This window comes from Chryseobacterium kimseyorum, from assembly GCF_025971945.1.
Lineage (GTDB): Bacteria > Bacteroidota > Bacteroidia > Flavobacteriales > Weeksellaceae > Chryseobacterium > Chryseobacterium kimseyorum.
On sequence record NZ_JAPDHW010000001.1, the window covers coordinates 333,475 to 354,084 of the forward strand.

General features: G+C 35.9%; 15 protein-coding genes. 8 read left to right on the plus strand and 7 right to left on the minus strand.

The features are described from left to right. Positions 1-14: 14 nt before the first annotated feature. The 6 genes from OMO38_RS01630 to OMO38_RS01655 all read right to left on the minus strand — a co-directional run bounded on the left by OMO38_RS01630 (position 15) and on the right by OMO38_RS01655 (position 7,205). The gene (locus OMO38_RS01630) at positions 15-353 is read right to left on the minus strand and encodes a hypothetical protein (protein WP_264748505.1); all 339 of its coding nucleotides are present in this window, start codon (positions 351-353) and stop codon (positions 15-17) included. Positions 354-482: 129 nt separating this feature from the next. After that, complete coding sequence (locus OMO38_RS01635; RefSeq protein ID WP_264748506.1) at positions 483-1,343, minus strand: hypothetical protein; 861 nt, start codon at positions 1,341-1,343, stop codon at positions 483-485. Positions 1,344-1,497: 154 nt separating this feature from the next. Then, a complete protein-coding gene (locus OMO38_RS01640; RefSeq protein ID WP_264748507.1) occupies positions 1,498-2,295 on the minus strand; it encodes a hypothetical protein in 798 nt (265 codons plus the stop codon). 138 nt (positions 2,296-2,433) lie between these two features. After that, on the minus strand, positions 2,434-3,888 hold the full coding sequence (locus tag OMO38_RS01645) for an LptF/LptG family permease (protein WP_264748508.1): 1,455 nt from the start codon (positions 3,886-3,888) through the stop codon (positions 2,434-2,436). A gap of 67 nt (positions 3,889-3,955) precedes the next feature. Next, positions 3,956-4,603 carry a LolA family protein gene (locus OMO38_RS01650; protein WP_264748509.1) on the minus strand — a complete coding sequence of 216 codons (648 nt, stop codon included), beginning with the start codon at positions 4,601-4,603 and terminating at the stop codon, positions 3,956-3,958. Positions 4,604-4,670: 67 nt separating this feature from the next. After that, positions 4,671-7,205 carry an FtsK/SpoIIIE family DNA translocase gene (locus tag OMO38_RS01655; protein ID WP_264748510.1) on the minus strand — a complete coding sequence of 845 codons (2,535 nt, stop codon included), beginning with the start codon at positions 7,203-7,205 and terminating at the stop codon, positions 4,671-4,673. Positions 7,206-7,441: 236 nt separating this feature from the next. On the opposite strand from OMO38_RS01655, the gene OMO38_RS01660 reads away from it, so the two are divergent. Next, positions 7,442-10,777 (plus strand): cytochrome c biogenesis protein, encoded by a 3,336-nt coding sequence (locus OMO38_RS01660; RefSeq protein ID WP_264748511.1) that lies wholly within the window; start codon positions 7,442-7,444, stop codon positions 10,775-10,777. A 553-nt stretch (positions 10,778-11,330) separates the two neighbouring features. On the opposite strand, the gene OMO38_RS01665 is transcribed toward OMO38_RS01660, so the two are convergent. After that, positions 11,331-11,525, minus strand: coding sequence for a hypothetical protein (locus tag OMO38_RS01665; protein ID WP_264748512.1), 195 nt, complete (start codon positions 11,523-11,525; stop codon positions 11,331-11,333). Positions 11,526-11,656: 131 nt separating this feature from the next. On the opposite strand from OMO38_RS01665, the gene amaB reads away from it, so the two are divergent. The 7 genes from amaB (at position 11,657) to OMO38_RS01700 (ending at position 20,607) form a co-directional block, all read left to right on the plus strand. After that, positions 11,657-13,207: an L-piperidine-6-carboxylate dehydrogenase gene (amaB, locus tag OMO38_RS01670; RefSeq protein WP_264748513.1), complete on the plus strand. Its 1,551-nt coding sequence runs from the start codon at positions 11,657-11,659 to the stop codon at positions 13,205-13,207. Between the two features lie 99 nt (positions 13,208-13,306). Beyond that, positions 13,307-14,632, plus strand: a complete 1,326-nt coding sequence (gene lat / locus OMO38_RS01675) for an L-lysine 6-transaminase (protein ID WP_264748514.1) — start codon at positions 13,307-13,309, stop codon at positions 14,630-14,632. 63 nt (positions 14,633-14,695) lie between these two features. Beyond that, a complete protein-coding gene (locus OMO38_RS01680) occupies positions 14,696-14,926 on the plus strand; it encodes a DUF2007 domain-containing protein (protein ID WP_129537152.1) in 231 nt (76 codons plus the stop codon). Positions 14,927-15,101: 175 nt separating this feature from the next. Beyond that, on the plus strand, positions 15,102-15,620 hold the full coding sequence (locus OMO38_RS01685) for a GNAT family N-acetyltransferase (RefSeq protein ID WP_264748515.1): 519 nt from the start codon (positions 15,102-15,104) through the stop codon (positions 15,618-15,620). A 198-nt stretch (positions 15,621-15,818) separates the two neighbouring features. Beyond that, on the plus strand, positions 15,819-16,274 hold the full coding sequence (locus OMO38_RS01690) for a GbsR/MarR family transcriptional regulator (RefSeq protein ID WP_264748516.1): 456 nt from the start codon (positions 15,819-15,821) through the stop codon (positions 16,272-16,274). A gap of 2 nt (positions 16,275-16,276) precedes the next feature. Next, a complete protein-coding gene (locus OMO38_RS01695) occupies positions 16,277-17,461 on the plus strand; it encodes an efflux RND transporter periplasmic adaptor subunit (RefSeq protein WP_264748517.1) in 1,185 nt (394 codons plus the stop codon). Further along, the gene (locus OMO38_RS01700) at positions 17,461-20,607 is read left to right on the plus strand and encodes an efflux RND transporter permease subunit (protein ID WP_264748518.1); all 3,147 of its coding nucleotides are present in this window, start codon (positions 17,461-17,463) and stop codon (positions 20,605-20,607) included. Before OMO38_RS01695 ends, OMO38_RS01700 begins: the two co-directional genes overlap by 1 nt. Positions 20,608-20,610: the final 3 nt, after the last annotated feature.

Sequence of the window (20,610 nt, forward strand, 5' to 3'; positions counted from 1 at the left end):
TGAATTTTCTTGATTTAAAATTTAGCTTCAAATCCTGTTTTTAAAGCTTTTCTTTCAGCTTCTGTTAAACTTCTTTTATTGATCTCTTCCCAAAGCTTAGCAGCCTGATCAAATGATTCGACACCCACTGTTCTTACATTCGCAGCCCAAATTAATACGGTAAAATCTTTTTTATTGTACAAAGTCTCACCGAATTTGATGAAAGGCGCATCACTATATTTCTCTTCAATTCTCTTTGAGAAATCCAGCTTGCCACCGATGCTTTCTTTTTTGATATAAGCTTCTTTATCTGCTTGCTGAGCAAATGTGAAAATACCTGTTGAGATGAAAATAATGAATAATAGCTTCTTCATGGCTGGAAGATTTTAGATTAAATTAATTTAAAGATATGAAATTCTACAATCTTACCGTTAACCATTCTCAACTTTATCAAAAAATAAAAATGCAGCTAAAATTAACTGCACAAAATGTAATTTGAATCTTTAATTATTCGGTTCGGCTAAAATTCTATATCCATAAAACTGAGCCGGATTGTTCTTAGAATATTCTTTCATTAAAGCAATTTTATTCTTGGGACTTATCCAAATACTGACAGGAATATCATTGTTGATTGATTTTTTAAAATTCTCTAAGTACACATTCTTTAAGTTGGCTGTATTTGATTCAGAATACTGGGGCGCTGAATACAGTTTAACCAGGTAATTATATAGAAAATCTCTGTCCATCTGGTTGATCTGATCTGAGCTGTAGTTGGATGAATTATTCCACGAATTTCTTACAAAAATATAGGGATAATTTCCCTCAAATGCTGAATAAACTGACAGGTTATTTTTCAGTAACGCATTGATGTAACCTACTGAATTTCCGCTGGCCTGAAAATTATTCCAATTGATGGTTAAAAAGTCATTCTTGTCGGTCACTTTCAAAGTAATCTGATCTTTGTAAATAACCTTACCTTTCTTATATCCCAAGATGCCAGCGCTGTATTCTCCGGGAAAATAAAAATGATGATTAAATGTGGTAACACCTACATTACCATTTTCTAACTTCTGAAAAAGCTTTTTTGTGACATGGCTGTCAGACATTTTAAAGACCAGCGAATCTAAATGATACTCAAGCTCTCCAAAGTAGGTAGACTGGCTGTTCTGATCAAGTTTAAACTGAAAACTTTCAAAGATATTGCCTTGTGATTTGTCTGCAGTAATTTTAATGCCCAGTTTTGTCAGATTTTCATCATTAACAATTATTTCTTCCTTCTTAAGATCATCAATCAGCTCATCTGTCCCAGAACAGGAGAGTAGTACAAATCCGAAGACAGAAACTTTTAAAATGTTTTTAAGCATAGTATTTTTTTTGATTAAATAATCACTTAATCTTGAATAAATTTATTTTGCAAATATAATGTTTATGGCACTTTTAACAAATTTACAGTGAGAATATTTATAAAAAAAAAGCAACTACATACGCAGTTGCTTGATTAATTTTTAAGGATAAAGATTACTTACAGTTTTCATTATAATCTAGAATTACTTCGTCAACAATCTGAGGAACATTAGACATTACGTCATCAATCTGATTTTTAATAAATTTTCCCAGGCCTGATCTTTTCTTCTCATCTTCTTTCAGCGATGCATACGCGCCACTACCGATTTTTTCTTTCACATAGCTGCAGTCTGCCGTAATGATTTTAGATTCTTTCAAAGTCAGTTCCTTCAGTTTACTTCCTTTTTTAGTATAAATGAAAGAAGGATTTTTCCTCATTCTTTCGGTTTCTTTATCGGCTTCGTTGATCTGATTCTGTCCTGCAGAGAAAGTCGTAGGATAACCGTATAGTTTGTATACTTTAATTTTTCCGTCTGTCACCACTTCCGCAAACTGATTGCTTTTGGTAAGATTATTAAAGGCTTTGATGTTACCGCTCAATCCACCGGTTGCTGTGTTAAAACCTTCTTTGGTGTTAGTGTATTTCACAACTTCAAAATGCCTCTCAACATTACTGTCATCATAAGCAACATATTCTTTGAGATCATCAGAATCCATTGTTTTGAATTTCTGTTTTTTCTTTGACTTGTCGATATCAGCAGCAGAAATAAACTTTACTTTTTTCTGATTTACCCAAGGACTCATATCGTTGCCCGCCAACCTTACAATTCCTTCAATTTTATTTCCGCTTTTATCGATGACATATCCAAATTTTTTTTCGTCAGCCTTTAGTTCGTAATCTGTATTTTCTTCTTGAGCATAGACACTCGTAGTCATTAAACTGAACAGCCCAAACAGTAAAATTTTTCTCATTATTTATTTCATTTAAATTAGGTTATAAATATGAGATTTTTTTTTGAAATGTCAATATTCTATAATTTTTGAGAAAGATTATGCCGGAAACCTTCATTAAATAACAAAAAAAACCGGAGGCAGGCTCCGGAATTAATACTATTGATATCTCTTATGCTCTTTATTTTTTACAAATAATTTGGTTAGAGGTTTGAAAAACGTTTTATATTTTTCAGAATCAAATAACTGTGAGTCTGTCAGAGCTTTATATGTCATTAAAACTCCGAAAGGAAACAGAATAATATTGGGCAGCCAGGCAGCCAGATAAGGACTCATTTTACCGGACCAGGCTACGTTTTCAAAACCGACATTTATCACGTAAAATATAATGAAAATGACAATCGCTACAATTACCGGAACTCCCATTCCTCCTTTTCTAATAATGGAACCTAAACTTGCACCGATCATAAAGAAAATGATACATGTAAAAGAGTAGGAGATAATTCGCTGCTGATAGATAACTACTTTGCTGAAATATTTTACACTCGGATCAAGTTCCTGTTCTTTAGAAGTCAGTGTTGATTTGAGATTTTCTAACCTTGTATATGCATTAGAAATTAATTCGAGCTTTTTATCACTTTTTATTGTATCCAGTTTATACTGCTGCTTTACGGGAGCTTTAGATTTATTTTTATCCATGTAGCTTACCACTGAGCTGGTTTGCGATATAAGCTCATTGCTGATATTTGTAGTCAGCTTGGCGTTATCTTTTCTTGTTTTATCAATGGTTGTGTTTAACTCACTGAATGTCTGAAAACGGTAATCATCCGTAATTCTTTCCTGCTCAATCGCTTTATTAATGATTTCACTTACGTCAAAATGCGATACCAGAGTGTCAAATTTTATCGCCTGATCCGGTTGTTTCAAACGCACATTTTCAGCTTTTCCGGCATAGCTGTCTTCAAAAACATAACCGTCAAATAAGACTAACTGTAAATAATTTTTGTTGCGGGGCGTGACAAATTTTCCTTTTTTTGCAACAATGGACTGTTGATTTTCAAAAGTACTTGCTTTTTTATGAATGAAAATTCCTTCCAGATCTCGGCCTTCTTCACCCTCGATTTTATCGAATTTGACCATATAACCTGGAATCTGATCGATGAACTGACCCGGCGTGAAATTTAATGCAGGTTTAGTCTGTGCAATGTTGAAGAGCATATTCTTTGCCTTTCTCTGAAAATCAGGAATTATATTATTGGAAAAGAAATAAAGCATGACGGCCAGAATCGCTGCAACGCCAAAAAGTGGTAACATGACGCGGGTAAGAGAAATTCCTGCAGCTTTCATAGCCGCAAGCTCATACCGTTCGCCCAGTTCACCAAAAGACATGATACTCGCTAAAAGTATCGTTAAAGGCAATACCATACTTACAACGCTGACTCCTAAATAGAAAAGCAGCTTCATAATCTGAAATGTAGTAAGACCTTTTCCTAAAAACTGCCCGAGCTGAATCCAGATAATGTTTACAATGAAAATGAAAAACAGTACGCTGAAGATAAATAAAAACGGACCAAAAAAGGTTTTAATAATATATCGGTCTAATAATTTAAACATTCGCCAAAATTAATGAAAAAGCCACAAAGTTTCTTTTGTGACTTTAAATTTTAATATATATTTAGAATTATAATTCTGTAACAAGATAATTTTTAAACTTGTTCTTGTCAAAAACGAACATATTAGGATCCAATTGCTGATTTTCTTTATACTCTTTAATTGAGATTACCGCAATATCCTTGTTGTTTCCGTGCTGCTCAAGTTTCAGCATTTGTTTTTTTGCTCCGTCAATATAAATGTAGATAGACTTTAATCCGTTTGCTTTAACAGGAGTCAGTGTAATGAAATCTGCGCTCACACCATCAACTGTTTTTTTACCACTGTAAGTTACATTATAGTCTTTTCGGTATGATGTAAGATAGTTAATAGGGGAGAACATCGTAGAACTTTCGTTGGGCTTTGCTACAGTAACTTCTTTATCTTCTGTATTGATATTGTATATTTTACTGCCATCGAAAATCTGTTCTGTTTCCATGATTTTCAATTTGTATTTATCTCCGGCAGTGTAGTAGATTCCAGGTTCGTTTTTACTTACCGTTCCGTTTACGCCACTTCCGAAAGCAAATTTGAAATAAGAATTCTTTTTAGATTTGTAATTTGCCGTTACATCGTCCAATATTTTCTTTGCTTTAGCATCAATTTTCTGAGCCTGAACAAATGCAATACTTCCAAATACAAAACTTCCGAATACTATTTTTGAAATTAATTTTTTCATCTTTCTATTTATAATTTTCTACTACTTCTTAGACAACGTCGTCTGTCAAAAGTTAAATAGTCCTGTTTTAATTTCGCAGATCTTCCAAAAACTGTTCCAAAGAATTCAGATCACTGATCAGAACTTCTCTTGCTTTTGCACCGTTAAATCCTCCAACAATTCCGCTAGCTTCCAGCTGATCCATAATTCTTCCCGCTCTGTTGTATCCCAGTTTCAAATGTCTCTGCAGCATTGAAGTGGAACCCTGCTGTGTAGAAACAATAATTCTTGCTGCGTCGTCAAACAGTTGATCTTTTTCGTTAGGATCAAAAGCTCCTACAGAACTTGTCGCCTCTTCATTTACATATTCAGGAAGCATAAAGGCTGAAGCATATCCTTTTTGTTCACCAATAAATTCAGCCAGTCGTTCAACTTCCGGAGTGTCAACAAATGCACACTGAAGTCTTAAAATTTCATTCCCGTTAAAATAAAGCATATCTCCTTTTCCAATAAGCTGATCAGCTCCCGGAGAATCCAGAATCGTTCTTGAATCTACACTTGATATTACCCTGAATGCCGCTCTTGCCGGGAAGTTTGCTTTAATCATCCCCGTGATAACGTTAACAGAAGGTCTCTGAGTTGCAACAATTAAGTGAATTCCAACCGCTCTTGCCAACTGCGCCAATCTTGCGATAGGAAGTTCCACCTCTTTTCCTGCGGTCATAATTAAATCTGCAAATTCGTCCACAACCAAAACGATATAAGGCAAATATCGGTGTCCGTTTTCAGGATTCAGTTTTCTTTCAGAGAATTTTTTGTTGTATTCTTTTAAATTTTTACAGAAAGCATTTTTAAGCAAATCGTAACGCTGATCCATCTCAACACAAAGAGAATTCAATGTATTAATAACCTTATGAGTATCTGTGATAATGGCATCATCAGAATCAGGAAGTTTCGCCAGATAATGTCTTTCAATTTTTGAATATAAAGAAAGCTCTACTTTTTTAGGATCCACCATTACGAATTTCAATTCGCTTGGATGTTTTTTGTAGAGTAGGGAAGTCAGAATTGCATTAATACCCACCGATTTTCCCTGTCCTGTAGAACCCGCCATCAGAAGGTGAGGCATTTTTGATAAATCGGCCATGAAAACTTCATTCGAAATTGTTTTTCCAAAAACAACCGGAAGATCCATGTCTGTATTCTGAAATTTCTGTGAAGCGATTACCGAACGCATAGAAACCATGGTAGGATTTTTTCTAGGCACTTCAATTCCTATTGTTCCTTTTCCTGGCATCGGTGCGATAATTCTGATACCAAGAGCTGAAAGGTTCAGCGCAATATCATCCTGCAGTTTTTTAATTGCAGAAACTCTGATTCCTGCTTCCGGTACAATTTCGTACAAAGTAACGGTTGGTCCGATCGTAGCTTTAATTTCAGCAATTCCTACATTAAAGTTCTTCAGTAAACCAACGATTTTATTTTTATTTTCTTCTAATTCTTCTTTGTTAACCGAGATTTCTTCATTTCCGTAGTCTTTCAACAGATCTAAAGGTGGCATCTGAAATTTAGCCAAATCTAAACGGTGATCATACAAACCGTGTTTTTCAACCAGATCATTAGACTGTTGATCGGCATCTGTAATAATCTCTACAGCTGGCGCAACTTCTACGTTAAATTTGATTCCGTCTGATGATGGCGTTGAAATCGGTGAAGGTTTGATATCAAAAGCTTCCTCAGGTTTTGCAACTGGAATTACCGGTTTTGTATTTAAATCTAAACTTACGGTTGGTGAAGATTCTTTCTTAATTTCTTCAAACGAAGTCTGATTGGGAGTAACGATAGTCTGTACCTGTACCGGTGGTTCAACAGTTGAAACTTTCACAGGTTTTTCTACCTCCTGAATCTTTCCATTGTTTGAAACATCAGTCACTGTAATATTTGAATCAGAATCCTGAATTTCATTTTCAAGTTCTTCATCAGCTTCAAAGTTTTCGCTCGAATTCGGCATCATTGATTTTACTCTGCCGATCGTACTTTCGTTGATTTCGTTGAATTTTGATTTGATTGAGCTCGGTCTGAGATTGAATTCCAGAATGAAATAAAGAGCAATGCTTACTACTAAAACCAGCCAAAGACCCACACTTCCAATAATAGCATTCATAGAATCCATAATTTGGTAACCGTAGACTCCGCTGAGAACTCCAGCATTTCCCTGGCCCTTTGTGATGGCTCCGAAAAAGATAGGCAGCCAACAGATAAAGAATAAAGAATGCCCGAAAGTCATCCATGGTTTAAAGATCTTTTTCTTCAGAATCATCGTCCCGAAAACCACAAAAAGGAAAGCAACAATAAATGATGCTACACCAATGCTTTCAAAGATGAAAATATTGCCCAGCCAGTCACCCAATTTCCCAAAAATATTAGAAGACTGTATGCTTTTATCAAGCATGGTTCCAGCTTGGCTTTGGTCTGACTTCCAATTCATTAAATACGAAATGAAAGAAAGTGCTAGAACTCCCGAAAAAACGATAAACGTTAATCCGAAAAAGATGCGTGGCTTCGATAAGATTTTGCCTTTTTCAGGCGATTCGGTCTGTGGTTTTTGTGTTTTCTTTTCCATAATGTCAATCCCGGCAAATTTAGTGTTTTTTTAATATTGTGCTTATTTTTTTTCACTAAAACGAAGTCCCATTTCTATACTGATTCACAGATAATTTAGATTTTTAATAAAGATTTAAACACTATTAAGAATCATTCAAAATAACGGTTTCATCGGCTTCTAATGACAAAAAACAGCTTTTTTCCTCTGCCTTTCGTTTTATCATCCTTATTTTTGCATGTCAAGTAAAAAAAATCATGAAGAAGATCCAGGATATTCTTATTTCAACCAGAACAATGGCTGTTCTGTTGCTTGTTTATGCCTTTTCTATGGCCTACGCAACATTCTTAGAAAACGACTATGGAACGCCCACAGCGAAAGCATTAATTTACGAAGCAAAATGGTTTGAACTGATCATGATTGTTTTGATATTAAATTTCGTTGGAAACATATCGCGTTACCGTCTTTGGAAAAGAGAAAAGTGGCCGGTTTTGGTATTTCACCTTGCATTTATTTTAATTTTTATTGGTGGAGCAATCACAAGATATGTCAGTTTTGAGGGTCAGATGGTTATCAGAGAAGGAGAGACTTCCAATGAAATTGTCACCGATAAACATTTCTTTAAAATCCAGATTGAGAATAAAGGTGATGTATTAAATTATCAGGATGTTCCTTACTTAATGTCGCCATTACATAAAAACTTTAATGCGACATATGATTTCCACGGAAAAGAGATTAAAGTGAAGACTTTAGATTATGTTCAGAGAAAGAAAGACAGCTTAATTGCTGATCCTAACGGGGCGGAATATCTTCATCTTGTTTCTACAGCCGAAACCGGGAGACAGAATATCTACATCAAACCGGGAGAAACCAAATCTATTAATGGAACTTTGGTAACGTTCAACAGAGCTATTGAAGGTGCGGTTGAATTTAAAAAAGAAAACGGACAGATTTTAATTAAAACTCCTGTTGACGCTAACTTCATGACGATGGCAACTCAGGCTACCGGAACGACCGTGAAAGATCAGTTTCAGCCTTTAGTTTTGAGAAGTCTTTATACGATTAACGAATTAAAATTAGTAGTACCTGAAGGTCTTAGAAAAGGTAAATTACTCGCATTTGAAGGAGACAGAAAGAAAGATCAGAATGTTCCTGATGTAATGACTATCGAACTTCAAGGCCCAAAAACAAAACAGATTGTCGATCTGTCTGTTGAAAGAGGAAATCCAAATGCTTACAAGCAGGTTTCTATTGATAATCTGAATATTATGGTAGGTTTCGGACCGAAAATTTACAACACTCCTTTCGCTTTGAAATTAGATGATTTCGTGATGGAAACGTATCCTGGAAGTTCATCTCCAAGTGCCTACGAGAGTCATGTGAAAATTATTGATCAGGGTAAACAGACCGCGTATAAAATTTATATGAATAATGTTTTAAATTATAAAGGGTACCGTTTCTTCCAGTCGAGTTTTTCACCGGACAGAATGGGAACCGTTTTATCTGTAAATCATGATTTCTGGGGAACTTTGATTTCGTATATCGGATATGCATTTTTGTTCGGGGGAATGTTTGTAATGTTCTTCTGGAAAGGAACCCACTTCTGGAAATTAAACAAAATGCTGAAAGACATTAACAAAAAAAGAGCAGCTGCGATTTTACTTTTATTCTTAAGTTTCGGTTTAAACGCTCAAAAAATTGAGACTCACGGGACTACAGATGGAAGCAGAGAACATGTGCATGTGGAAGGCGATGGTCATACACATGAAGCAACTCCGCAGTCAGTACAGCCACAGGCGAGCCCACAGCAGAATTCTGTAGCAGTACCTTTAACGAAAATGAAAATGATTTCTCCTGACGAGATCATTGCAAGAAATAAAATCAGCAAAGAACACGCAGATAAATTCGGATATCTTTTAGTTCAGAACATTGAAGGAAGAATAGTTCCGATCAATACACAGGCTTTAGATGTTTTAAGAAAACTGTATCAAAAAGATGCTTTCAGAGGAACTGACGGAAAATATCTTACCGCAAACCAATGGTTTTTATCTGTCAATACAGACACTCCAAGCTGGACGATGGTTCCAATGATTAAAATTGATGCAAAAGGAGGTAAAGAACTTTTAAGAAAAACGAAAGCAAATGAAGATGGTTATACTTCTCTGATGAGTCTTTTCCCGGCAGATGCTAACGGAAACCTGACTTACATCTTAGATGAAGACTACAATCTCGCTTTCCGTAAAAAAGCCTCAGAACAGAATGAGTATGACAAGCAAGTCATTAAAATAAACGAAAGAGTACAAATTTTCAATGAGTTTTTCAGCGGACAGTTTATGAGAATTGTTCCTGTAAAAAACGATCCGAATCACACCTGGCATTCTTGGCTTGATCAGAAAATGGAACCGGATCAGGAATCTCAACAGGTAATGGGACCTTATTTCGCAGAAGCTCTTCAGGCTCAGAAAACAGGAGACTGGAGCAAAGCTGATGCTGAACTGGCTAAGCTCTCAGAATATCAGCAGAAATGGGGCAAAAGCGTAGTTCCTTCTAAAACTAAAGTTGATCTGGAGGTTTTCATGAATGAAGTGAATCTTAACTTCAAACTTTTAATTTTCTATACAATCATCGGAAGTCTACTGTTGATCTTAGGTTTTGTTGAATTGTTTAAGCCTAATAAACTTTTAAACAGAATCATTAAAATAATTATTTACTCAGGAGTTGTAGGATATTTCTTTCATTTCTTAGGTCTTGTTGCAAGATGGTTTATTTCCGGTCACGCTCCGTGGAGTAACGGATATGAAGCAATTATCTTCATTTCATGGATCGGAATTTCTGCCGGATTAATGTTCTACTTTGGATTTGGGAAACCAAATTTGGAGCAGAAAGCTGCTTTGGCCAGTATGAGATTAGTGAGTAAAGGAAATACTTCTAATGCTTTAATTCCCGCAGCTGGATTTATGGTGGCTGTAATTATGATGGGATTTGCTCACGGAGGTTCAGCCCTTGATCCTCAGATTACACCATTGGTTCCTGTTTTGAAATCGTACTGGTTGATTGTGCACGTTGCCATTATTACTTCGAGCTATGGCTTCTTTGGCCTGTCGATGATTATCGCGGTGATTTCTCTGGTATTTTATATTATTTCAAATAAAAATGCATTTAAAGTTCATAACGATACAACGTTGAAAGAACTGGCAATTGTTTCTGAAATGTCTTTAACAATGGGTCTTTTTGCGCTTACAGTAGGAAACTTTTTAGGCGGAATCTGGGCCAATGAATCATGGGGAAGATACTGGAGCTGGGATCCAAAAGAAACCTGGGCGTTCATTTCAATTATGGTTTACGCATTTGTACTACACATGAGATTGGTTCCGGGACTGAGAAGCAGATGGGCATTCCACGTTGCGACGATGTTTGCATTCTGTTCAATGGTCATGACTTATTTTGGAGTTAACTATTATTTAAGCGGACTGCATTCTTACGCAGCAGGTGACCCAGTTCCTGTACCGGCTTGGGTTTACATCGGCTTAGCATCAATGCTAATTTTAGCTGTAATTTCTTACTTTAAATTTGCAGCTTTAAAGAAAAATTAAATTCTTTTTCATTAATATTTAAGAATCCCGAAAATTCACTTTTCGGGATTTTTTATATTTAAAATTAAAGGATACAATGAAAAATGATTTGAATTACTGAAAAAGAATTATCAATATTTAAAAAACGGAAATGTTAGTTTGAGAGCAAGAAGTACTCATACATTTGATGAGTCAAAATATACGGAAGTCATACTTTAAATAAAATAATGAATAGTAGGAAAACAACTTGAATTATAACAGTTGTTCCAAAGAATTTCATATCCCGAAACTTAGGGATTTAATTTTATTGACAAATAATAGATCTGCTGAATCAGCTAAAAAAGCGAGATAAAAATAATCAGAATTAAGAAAATGAAATTCCGAAAACCATAAAAAAGAAATAATTTACCATCAGAAATGATGAATCAATTTACAAGTTTATTGAAAAACAATCAAATGTTGACCAAAGAATTGAGGTAGTAAGATTGGAATATTAACAAAATAAAATTTGATAAATTCGAAAGAAAAAAATTGTTATTTAAAACGAAAAACAGTTGATAAATCTTTTGCTTTTTTATTGAAAAATCCCTGAGAAGTAACTGCTGATTACAGTCCAGAAATTTTTTCCAAGAAAATAAATCAGCGTAGAAGTGATAATCCCTTTCACTGTAAAAAAGATAATTCCACCAATCCCGAATTTCTTCAGCATCTTTTTCCAGCGGGAATTTTTCTCTTCTGCAGGTTCATTTACAGATTTATTGGTTTCCATTTACACAAAAATTTATCATGCAAATATAAAGATGTTTATAATCATTCCAAATAAAAACAGCTTTAAAATCATTAAAGTTTCATCAGTCTCAGAAATATTTTTATCTTTAGACAAAACGAAAAGTAACATTTATGTCAAAAAAAGTCAAAGATTTCGGAATTGAAAAATCTTTAAAAAATCTCGGAATAAAAGATGAAAATAAAGGAACTTCTACAGGAGGTAAATTTTTCGCTTCCGGGAAAACCATTGAAAGTTATTCGCCGTCAGACGGAAGATTAATTGGAAAAATTAAGACTTCTGCAGAAAAAGATTACGATAAGGTAATTGAAACTGCACAAACTGCTTTCAAAGAATTCAGAATGATCCCGGCTCCTAAGAGAGGAGAATTTGTAAGACAACTGGGTCAGAAATTAAGAGAGTATAAAGACGATTTGGGTAAACTTGTTTCTTATGAAATGGGGAAATCTCTACAGGAAGGTCTTGGTGAAGTTCAGGAAATGATCGACATCTGTGATTTTGCAGTTGGCCTTTCAAGACAGCTTCACGGTTACACCATGCATTCTGAAAGACCAGGTCACAGAATGTACGAACAATATCATCCGCTTGGAATTGTAGGAGTAATTACCGCTTTTAACTTTCCTGTTGCTGTTTGGGCATGGAACACGGCTTTAGCGTGGATTTGTGGAAATGTTACGATTTGGAAACCGTCAGAAAAAACTCCTTTCTGCGCCATAGCCTGTCAGAATATTATGATGGAAGTTTTAAAGGAAAACAATCTTCCCGAAGGTATTTCGAGTGTCTTGGTTTCAGATCATGAGATCGGACAAAAATTAGTGGATGACAAACGGGTTTCATTAATTTCATTCACCGGTTCAACCAAAGTAGGAAGAATGGTATCATCAAAAGTGGCAGAGAGATTCGGAAAATCAATTCTTGAACTGGGTGGAAACAACGCCATTATCATTTCTAAAGATGCCGATCTGGATATGTCAATCATCGGAGCGGTATTCGGAGCGGTAGGTACTGCAGGACAAAGATGTACTTCGACTAGAAGATTAATTATTCACGAGGATGTTTATGATGAAGTGAAAAACCGTTTGGTTAAGGCTTACGGACAGTTGAAAATTGGAAATCCTTTAGATGAAAATATGCACGTTGGACCGCTTATCGATGTTCATGCTGTCAATCAATATGAAATGGCCATTGAAAACTGTATTCAGGAAGGTGGTAAATTTGTTGTGGAAGGTGGAGTTCTGGAAGGAAAAGATTACGAATCGGGATGCTACGTAAAACCGTGTATCGCTGAAGTAGAAAATTCTTTTGAAATTGTACAGCACGAAACTTTTGCACCTATTCTATATTTAATTAAATACAAAACATTAGAAGAAGCAATCGCAATCCAGAATGATGTTCCTCAGGGACTGTCTTCAGCAATTATGACTCAGAATTTGAGAGAAGCTGAATTATTCCTTTCTCAGGCTGGCTCAGATTGTGGAATTGCGAACGTCAATATCGGAACTTCAGGTGCTGAAATCGGTGGTGCTTTCGGTGGAGAAAAAGAAACCGGCGGAGGTAGAGAATCTGGCTCTGATGTATGGAAATACTATATGAGAAGACAAACCAACACCATCAATTATACCGCAAATCTTCCACTAGCACAGGGAATTAAATTTGATTTATAAAATATTTAATTAAAATATTCAAGATGTTTAGAGATTTAAAAAAGCAACATTTACAATTTTTAAATCTTTAAATATTTTTAATTATTCAATCACAACAATATGGAACACACAGTAGAAACAAAAATAAATAAAGTAAAAGAAACCGTAGGTAAGCACGTTCTGGCAGACGGTTTTGATTTCGTCATGGATATTGAAAACTCTCACGGATCATGGATTCATGATTCGATCACAGGTAAAAATTATCTGGATATGTTTTCGATGTTTGGTTCAGCTTCAATTGGCTATAATCATCCTTATCTGGTTGAAAAATCAGACTGGCTGGGGAAAATGGCAATTAACAAACCGACTTTGGCAGACGTTTACTCTAAAGAATATGCAGACTTTTTAGATACTTTTGAAAGAGTTGTAATGCCACAGGAACTTCAGTATGCATTCTTTATTGAAGGCGGAACCTTGGGTGTTGAAAACGCGATGAAGGCTTGCTTCGATTGGAAAACAAGAAAAAATTTCGACAAAGGTCTTGATATTGAAGCAGGGATCTGTATTCATTTCAGACAGGCATTTCATGGACGAAGCGGTTATACTTTAAGTTTAACAAATACTTCAGATCCTAGAAAATATCAGTATTTCCCAATGTTTGAATGGCCAAGAATTTTAAATCCGAAATTGACCTTCCCGATCACTGAAGAAAATCTGGAGGAAACAATTAATAATGAAAGATTGGCATTGTTAAACATCGGAGAGGCGATCTTATCAAATCCTGACAAAGTTGCCTGTATCATTATTGAGCCAATTCAGGCAGAAGGTGGTGACAATCATTTCAGAGATGAGTTTTTTGTTGAATTAAGAAAACTGTGTGACGAGCATGAAGTTTTACTCATCTTTGACGAAGTGCAGACCGGAATCGGAATCACAGGAAAGATGTGGTCTTTTGAACATTTCAGTGTAAGACCTGATATTATTGCCTTTGGTAAAAAAACTCAGGTTTGTGGAGTTTTAGCAAACAGAGAGAAATTTGATGAAGTTCCGAATAATGTATTCAGAGAAAGTTCAAGAATCAATTCAACATTCGGAGGTAACTTTATCGACATGCTGCGTTTCCAATTGGTGATGGAGGTGATTGAAAAAGAAAAGTTAGTTGAAAATGCTAAAGTGGTCGGAGACTATCTATTGGATGGCCTAAAAAATTTAGCACAAAAACATCCTGAAAAAATTTCCAATGCGAGAGGAAGAGGATTGATGTGTGCGATCGATTTGCCTACACATGAACAGAGAAATCATTTAAGAGAAATCCTGTTTGAAGAGGGTTTAATCATACTTTCCTGTGGTGACCAGTCGTTACGTTTCAGACCGCATTTGAACGTTACTAAGGAAGAAATTCAGATTGCTTTAGATAAAATTGAAAGTAATATTAATAAAATTTAAAATTTCAAAATTTGGAATTGTAAAAAAAACGTCCTATATTTAGATACTCAAAATGTAATTTATATGGAACGTAACACGAGAGTATCAGTTTTTGAAAGCGATAAACCTTCAGAAATTCAGTTGATCAAGTCTAAATTAGAGGATGCGCAAATTACCAATGCCGTAGAAAATAATTATCTTACTTTCACGACAACACCTACCGCAACTTCGCTGAAGGTAATGGTAGATTTGCAGGATGAGAAGAAAGCATTTGATGTGATTGATGCATATCTTCAACAAAATCAGAATCAATAAAAATCAATTTCATAATTTTAAATTTTACTACTTCGGAACCGAAAATTAATTCAAATTAGTTTTCGGTTTTTTTTGTCAATTTTTAAAAGGCATGTTACAGATTATCAAATAATAAATCATTACAGATAAAAATTTTTAAATATTTAAATCTAAAACTTTAAAAAAAATAAACTTAATGACTCAAAATAATACCATTGTATTTAGGAAAGCAGAAATTGTAGACAAAGATGTTATCTGGAAAATTATACAGCAGGCAATAGAGCGAAGAAGATTGGATGGAAGTACACAGTGGCAAAACGGGTATCCAAATGAACAGACTGTAGAGAGCGATATTGCAAAAAATTTCGGATTTGTTCTGACGGTTGGTGAGAAGATTGCCGTGTATGTTGCTCTGATCTTTAATGATGAACCTGCGTACAGTACGATTGACGGAGCATGGCTAACAACCGGAGAATTTGTTGTCATTCACCGGGTTGCGGTATCAGAAGATTTTGCCGGACAGGGCTTAGTGAAAAAACTTTTTGACAGTATTGAAGAATTTGTAAAATCAAAGAATGTCGCAAGCATAAAAGTGGATACCAATTTTGATAATACAGCAATGCTGAAAATTCTTGAGGCCAAAGGCTATACTTACTGTGGCGAGGTGTTGCTGAATTCCGGGATGAGGAAGGCGTTCGAGAAAGTATTGATTTAAAAAACAGCTAAAAGTTAAATCTATTTTAATTGATTCTTTAAGAAACTATATATTCATAAACTCTATTAAGTTTGTTCGTTTAGTTCCGAACTAAGTTTTACATTTGTTCCGAATTAATATGCTATGAATTGTATCTGGCAAAAGTTTTGGTTCACCCAATACTTTTTAACAATGAAGTAGCTTACTTATATATAATCTATGAATAAAAGTATAGAAATTGATGAGAAGATTTTTCAGGATGCTGTTAAATTTTACAGTACCATGTTTAATCTGCCTCCATTGGCTTCTAAAATCTATTCCTACCTTATTTTCGATTTTGAAAAGGTAGGAATTACTTTTGATGAATTCGTTGAAGTTTTCTCGGCAAGTAAAAGTTCCGTCTCCACCAATATTACACTTCTATTAAATTCACAGTTGATTGTTGATGTTAATAAAATGGATGAGAGGAAGAGGTATTTTTTCGCCAATGAAGATTACAAAAAAATCAGGTTTGAGAAAATTGTTCAGAAAATGCAGGATGAAATTAAACTTTTAGACGATCTCAATCAATTCAGAAAAGTAAAAGACGAAGATTATGACCAAAAAATTGAGGTCTATAAATCTCTTTTAAACAAAAACATCGTAAATATTCAGGAATCTCTTAATAAACTATAAAAATGACAAACAAGCTTATACTATTTTCTGTAGCAGCATTTTCTCTTACTGCCTGCAAAAAAGAAGCTCCGAAACAGGAAGGCCCAAAACCATATCCTGTAGTCTCGGTAGAAAATAAAAATATAACGGGATACGATATTTTCCCTGCAAGTATTGAAGGTAGAGTAAACAATGATGTGAGAGCAAAAATATCAGGTTACATTACTCAGGTTCTTGTGGATGAAGGTCAGTATGTGACCAAAGGGCAACCTCTATTCCGTCTGGAGACCAATACTTTAAATGAAACTGCAGCAGCAGCCAAAGCAGGAGTCGGTGCCGCACAGTCGAATATCGCCGCAGCGCAGGCAGCAGTAAATGCCGCTCAGGTTGAAGTTAATAAGCTTAAGCCTTTGGTTGAAAAAAACATCATCAGTAATATTCAGCTTCAGACAGCTCAGGCAAATCTTTCTCAGGCTCAGGCTCAGGTTCAGCAGGCAATCGCTGCAAGACAGCAGGCTAATGCCAACTATAAAGGAGCTGCCGCTAATGTTGATTACTCAATTATCCGTGCGCCTATATCCGGTGTTATTGGTAAACTGCCTTTAAAAGTCGGAAGTTTAGTTGGTCCAACAGACCAGTCAGCTTTAACGACTATTTCTGATACTTCAGAAGTGTTCGCTTACTTTTCAATGAATGAGAAAGAATATTTTGACTTCCTTGAAAAATCTGTAGGAGCAACTGTTCCGGAAAAAATCAAAAATCTTCCTATGGTTGAGTTACAGCTTGCCAACGGAAGTTTATATCCTGAAAAAGGAAGAATTGAAGCCATCACAGGTTCTATTGATGCAACAACAGGAACGATTCAGTTCAGAGTTGCCTTCAAAAATGCACAGAAACTTTTAAGTAACGGAAACAGTGGAAGTATTAGATTCCCTAAATCTTACGATAACGTTTTGGTAGTTCCGGAAAGTGCAACTTACGAACAGCAAGGTATTGTCTACGTTTATAAGGTTGAAAAAGATACGGCAAGAAATACGGTTGTTGAAGTAATCGAAAGAATCGACAATTTAGCATTAATAAAATCCGGAATTAAAAAAGGTGAAGTAATCATTGCAGCAGGAACAGGAAATATCAAACCCGGTACAGCTGTAAAACCTAAAAAAGTCAGCATGGATAGCCTTGTACAATCAGTAAAACCGAAATTCTAATGATAAAGAACTTTATTAACAGACCGGTTTTATCCACTGTAATTTCCATTATGATCCTTATTTTAGGGGTTTTAGGACTTACAGCGCTTCCGGTTACACAGTATCCTGACATTGCACCGGCAACGGTGAGTGTTCGGGCAAATTATACCGGAGCCAACGCTGAAACCGTAATGAAGAGTGTGGTTGTACCTTTGGAAGAGCAGATCAACGGGGTTGAAGGTATGGATTATATTACTTCCACAGCAGGTAACGATGGTTCAGCACAAATTCAGGTATTTTTCAAACAGGGAGTAGATGCAGATATTGCTGCAGTAAACGTACAGAACCGTGTTTCGAGAGCTTCCCCATTGTTACCAAGTGAGGTTACAAGAGCGGGGGTGGTAACTCAGAAACAGCAGACCAGTGCTTTGATGTACCTATCTTTCTATTCTGAGAACAAAAATATTGATGACGTTTATCTTCAAAACTTTTTGAATATCAACGTAATTCCAGATCTTCAGAGGATTAATGGAGTAGGTGAAGCCAACGTTTTTGGTGGTAAAAACTACTCAATGAGAATCTGGCTGGATCCTGCAAAACTGGCAGCGTACGGAATTACACCTACAGAAGTAACCAACGCGATCAATGATCAGAGTAGAGAAGCAGCTGCGGGATCTTTAGGACAGAACAGTGGAAGTTCTTTTGAATACATCATTAAATATGTCGGAAAATTCAGCGAAAAAGAACAGTACGATGACATTATCATAAAGTCGCTTCCGGACGGGCAGAATTTAATGTTGAAAGATGTTGCCAAAGTTGAACTGGGAGGTCTTTCTTATTCAGGAGTAGGTGAAAATGGAAACTATCCGTCGATCAGTATGGGGGTTTTCCAGACTCCGGGATCAAATGCTCAGGAAATTATTGAAAACATTAAAAAACAGCTTAAAGATAACGAAAGTTCATATCCAGAAGGCGTAAAATATACGTTCAACTTTGATACGAATGAATTCCTGGATGCGTCCATTGAAAAAGTAATTCATACTTTGATCGAAGCATTTATCCTTGTATTTATTGTAGTGTATATTTTCTTACAGGATTTCAGATCGACATTGATTCCTGCAATAGCAGTTCCGGTATCAATTGTGGGTACATTCTTCTTCCTGAATTTATTTGGATATTCATTAAACCTTTTAACGCTTTTCGCATTGGTATTAGCGATTGGAATTGTGGTGGATGATGCAATTGTCGTCGTAGAGGCGGTACACGCGAAGATGGAAAACGGTATTTCGAATGCGAAAAAAGCCACGATTGAGGCAATGGATGAAATTACAGGAGCGATTATCTCTATTACTTTGGTAATGGCGGCGGTATTTATTCCGGTAACATTTATTACAGGTCCTACGGGTGTATTTTATCAGCAGTTTGGGATTACCCTGATTATTGCGATTATTATTTCAGCGGTTAATGCATTGACATTGAGTCCGGTTTTATGTTCATTATTCTTAAAACCACACGAAGATCACCACGAAGATTATAAAAATAAAAATTTCATTCAGAAGTTCTTTTATAAATTCAATATCGGCTTCAAAACGGCGACTGACCGTTACGGAAGAGGATTTAATTTCCTAATTAAACATAAGTGGGTAACGTTGGTTATTCTAGTTGTTACAGGAGGAATTATCTACTGGGCCAACGGAAGTATGAAAAAAGGTTTCGTACCGACAGAAGACAGAGGAATTATCTTTACTGATGTACAGCTTCCTCCGGGAGCATCAATGGAAAGAACCTACAACGTTCTGAAAACATTACAGAAAGATGCTATGCAGATTCCCGGAATTCAGAATGTCACTATCTCAACAGGTAGAGGATTATTATCCGGAAACGGAAGTAATAACGGTCTAGCCTTTATTAAACTTAAACCGTTTGACGACAGAAAAGGTGACGGTTTATCATCTGAAGAAATTTCTAAAAGATTATTTGGTCTTGCCGGGAAGGTGCCTGACGCAAAAGTAGTATTCTTTCAGCCGCCAAGTGTACCTGGATTTGGTAACAGTGCAGGTTTTGAAATGGTACTTTTAGATAAATCGGGTGGTGACTTTGCCGCTTTGGATGCAAAAACCAATGAGTTCATCGGAAATCTGATGCAGAGACCGGAAATTGAATTTGCTCAAACCTCATTCAATACAAAATATCCGCAGTACATGATGGAAATCAATGTTCCATTAGCTAAGCAGAAAGGAGTTTCTGTGAATGATATTTTGGCGACTATGCAGGGATATATCGGTGGAATTTACGGTGCTGATTTTACGAAATACGGGAAACAGTTCAGAGTAATGATTCAGGCACTTCCTGATGACAGAGCCAATGCAGAAAATCTTAATCAGTACTATATTAAGACGAGTTCTGGCGAAATGTCTCCAATTTCACAGTTTGTAACATTAACGAAAACGTACGGGCCTCAGTCTGTAGGCCGTTACAATTTATTTACCTCTGTGAAAATTACAGGAGCCAACAAAGCTGGCTTCAGTTCGGGTGACGCTATTACTGCTGTACAGGCAGTTGCCAAAGAGACCTTGGATCAGAATTATGATGTTGAATTTACAGGTCTTACTAGAGAAGAATTGAATTCGGGATCTCAGACTTTATTGATCTTTGCTTTAAGTTTAGTATTTGTTTATTTCATCCTTTCTGCTCAGTATGAAAGTTATATTCTGCCTCTGGTAGTAGTAATTTCACTTCCTCTTGGGGTAATGGGTGCTTATTTTGGACAGAAAATAATGGGACTTGAGAACAACATTTACTTCCAGATTGCATTAATTATGTTGGTCGGATTGTTGGCGAAAAACGCGATTTTGATTATCGAATTTGCGGTTCAGAGAAGACATCATGGTGAGACAATTGTAGAGTCAGCTATCAATGCAGCGAAAGCGAGATTACGACCGATTTTAATGACGTCATTGGCGTTTATCTTTGGTCTCTTACCATTGGTTTTAGCGAGTGGAATCGGTGCAGTAGGTAACAGATCAATTGCAACCGGAGCTTCCATAGGACTATTGATAGGTACCATCCTGGGAGTATTCGTAATTCCAGTGTTGTACGTGGTTTTCCAGACTATACAGGAGAAAATCAAACCGATCAAACAGGAAGACATCAATTTAGCTGAATAAGAA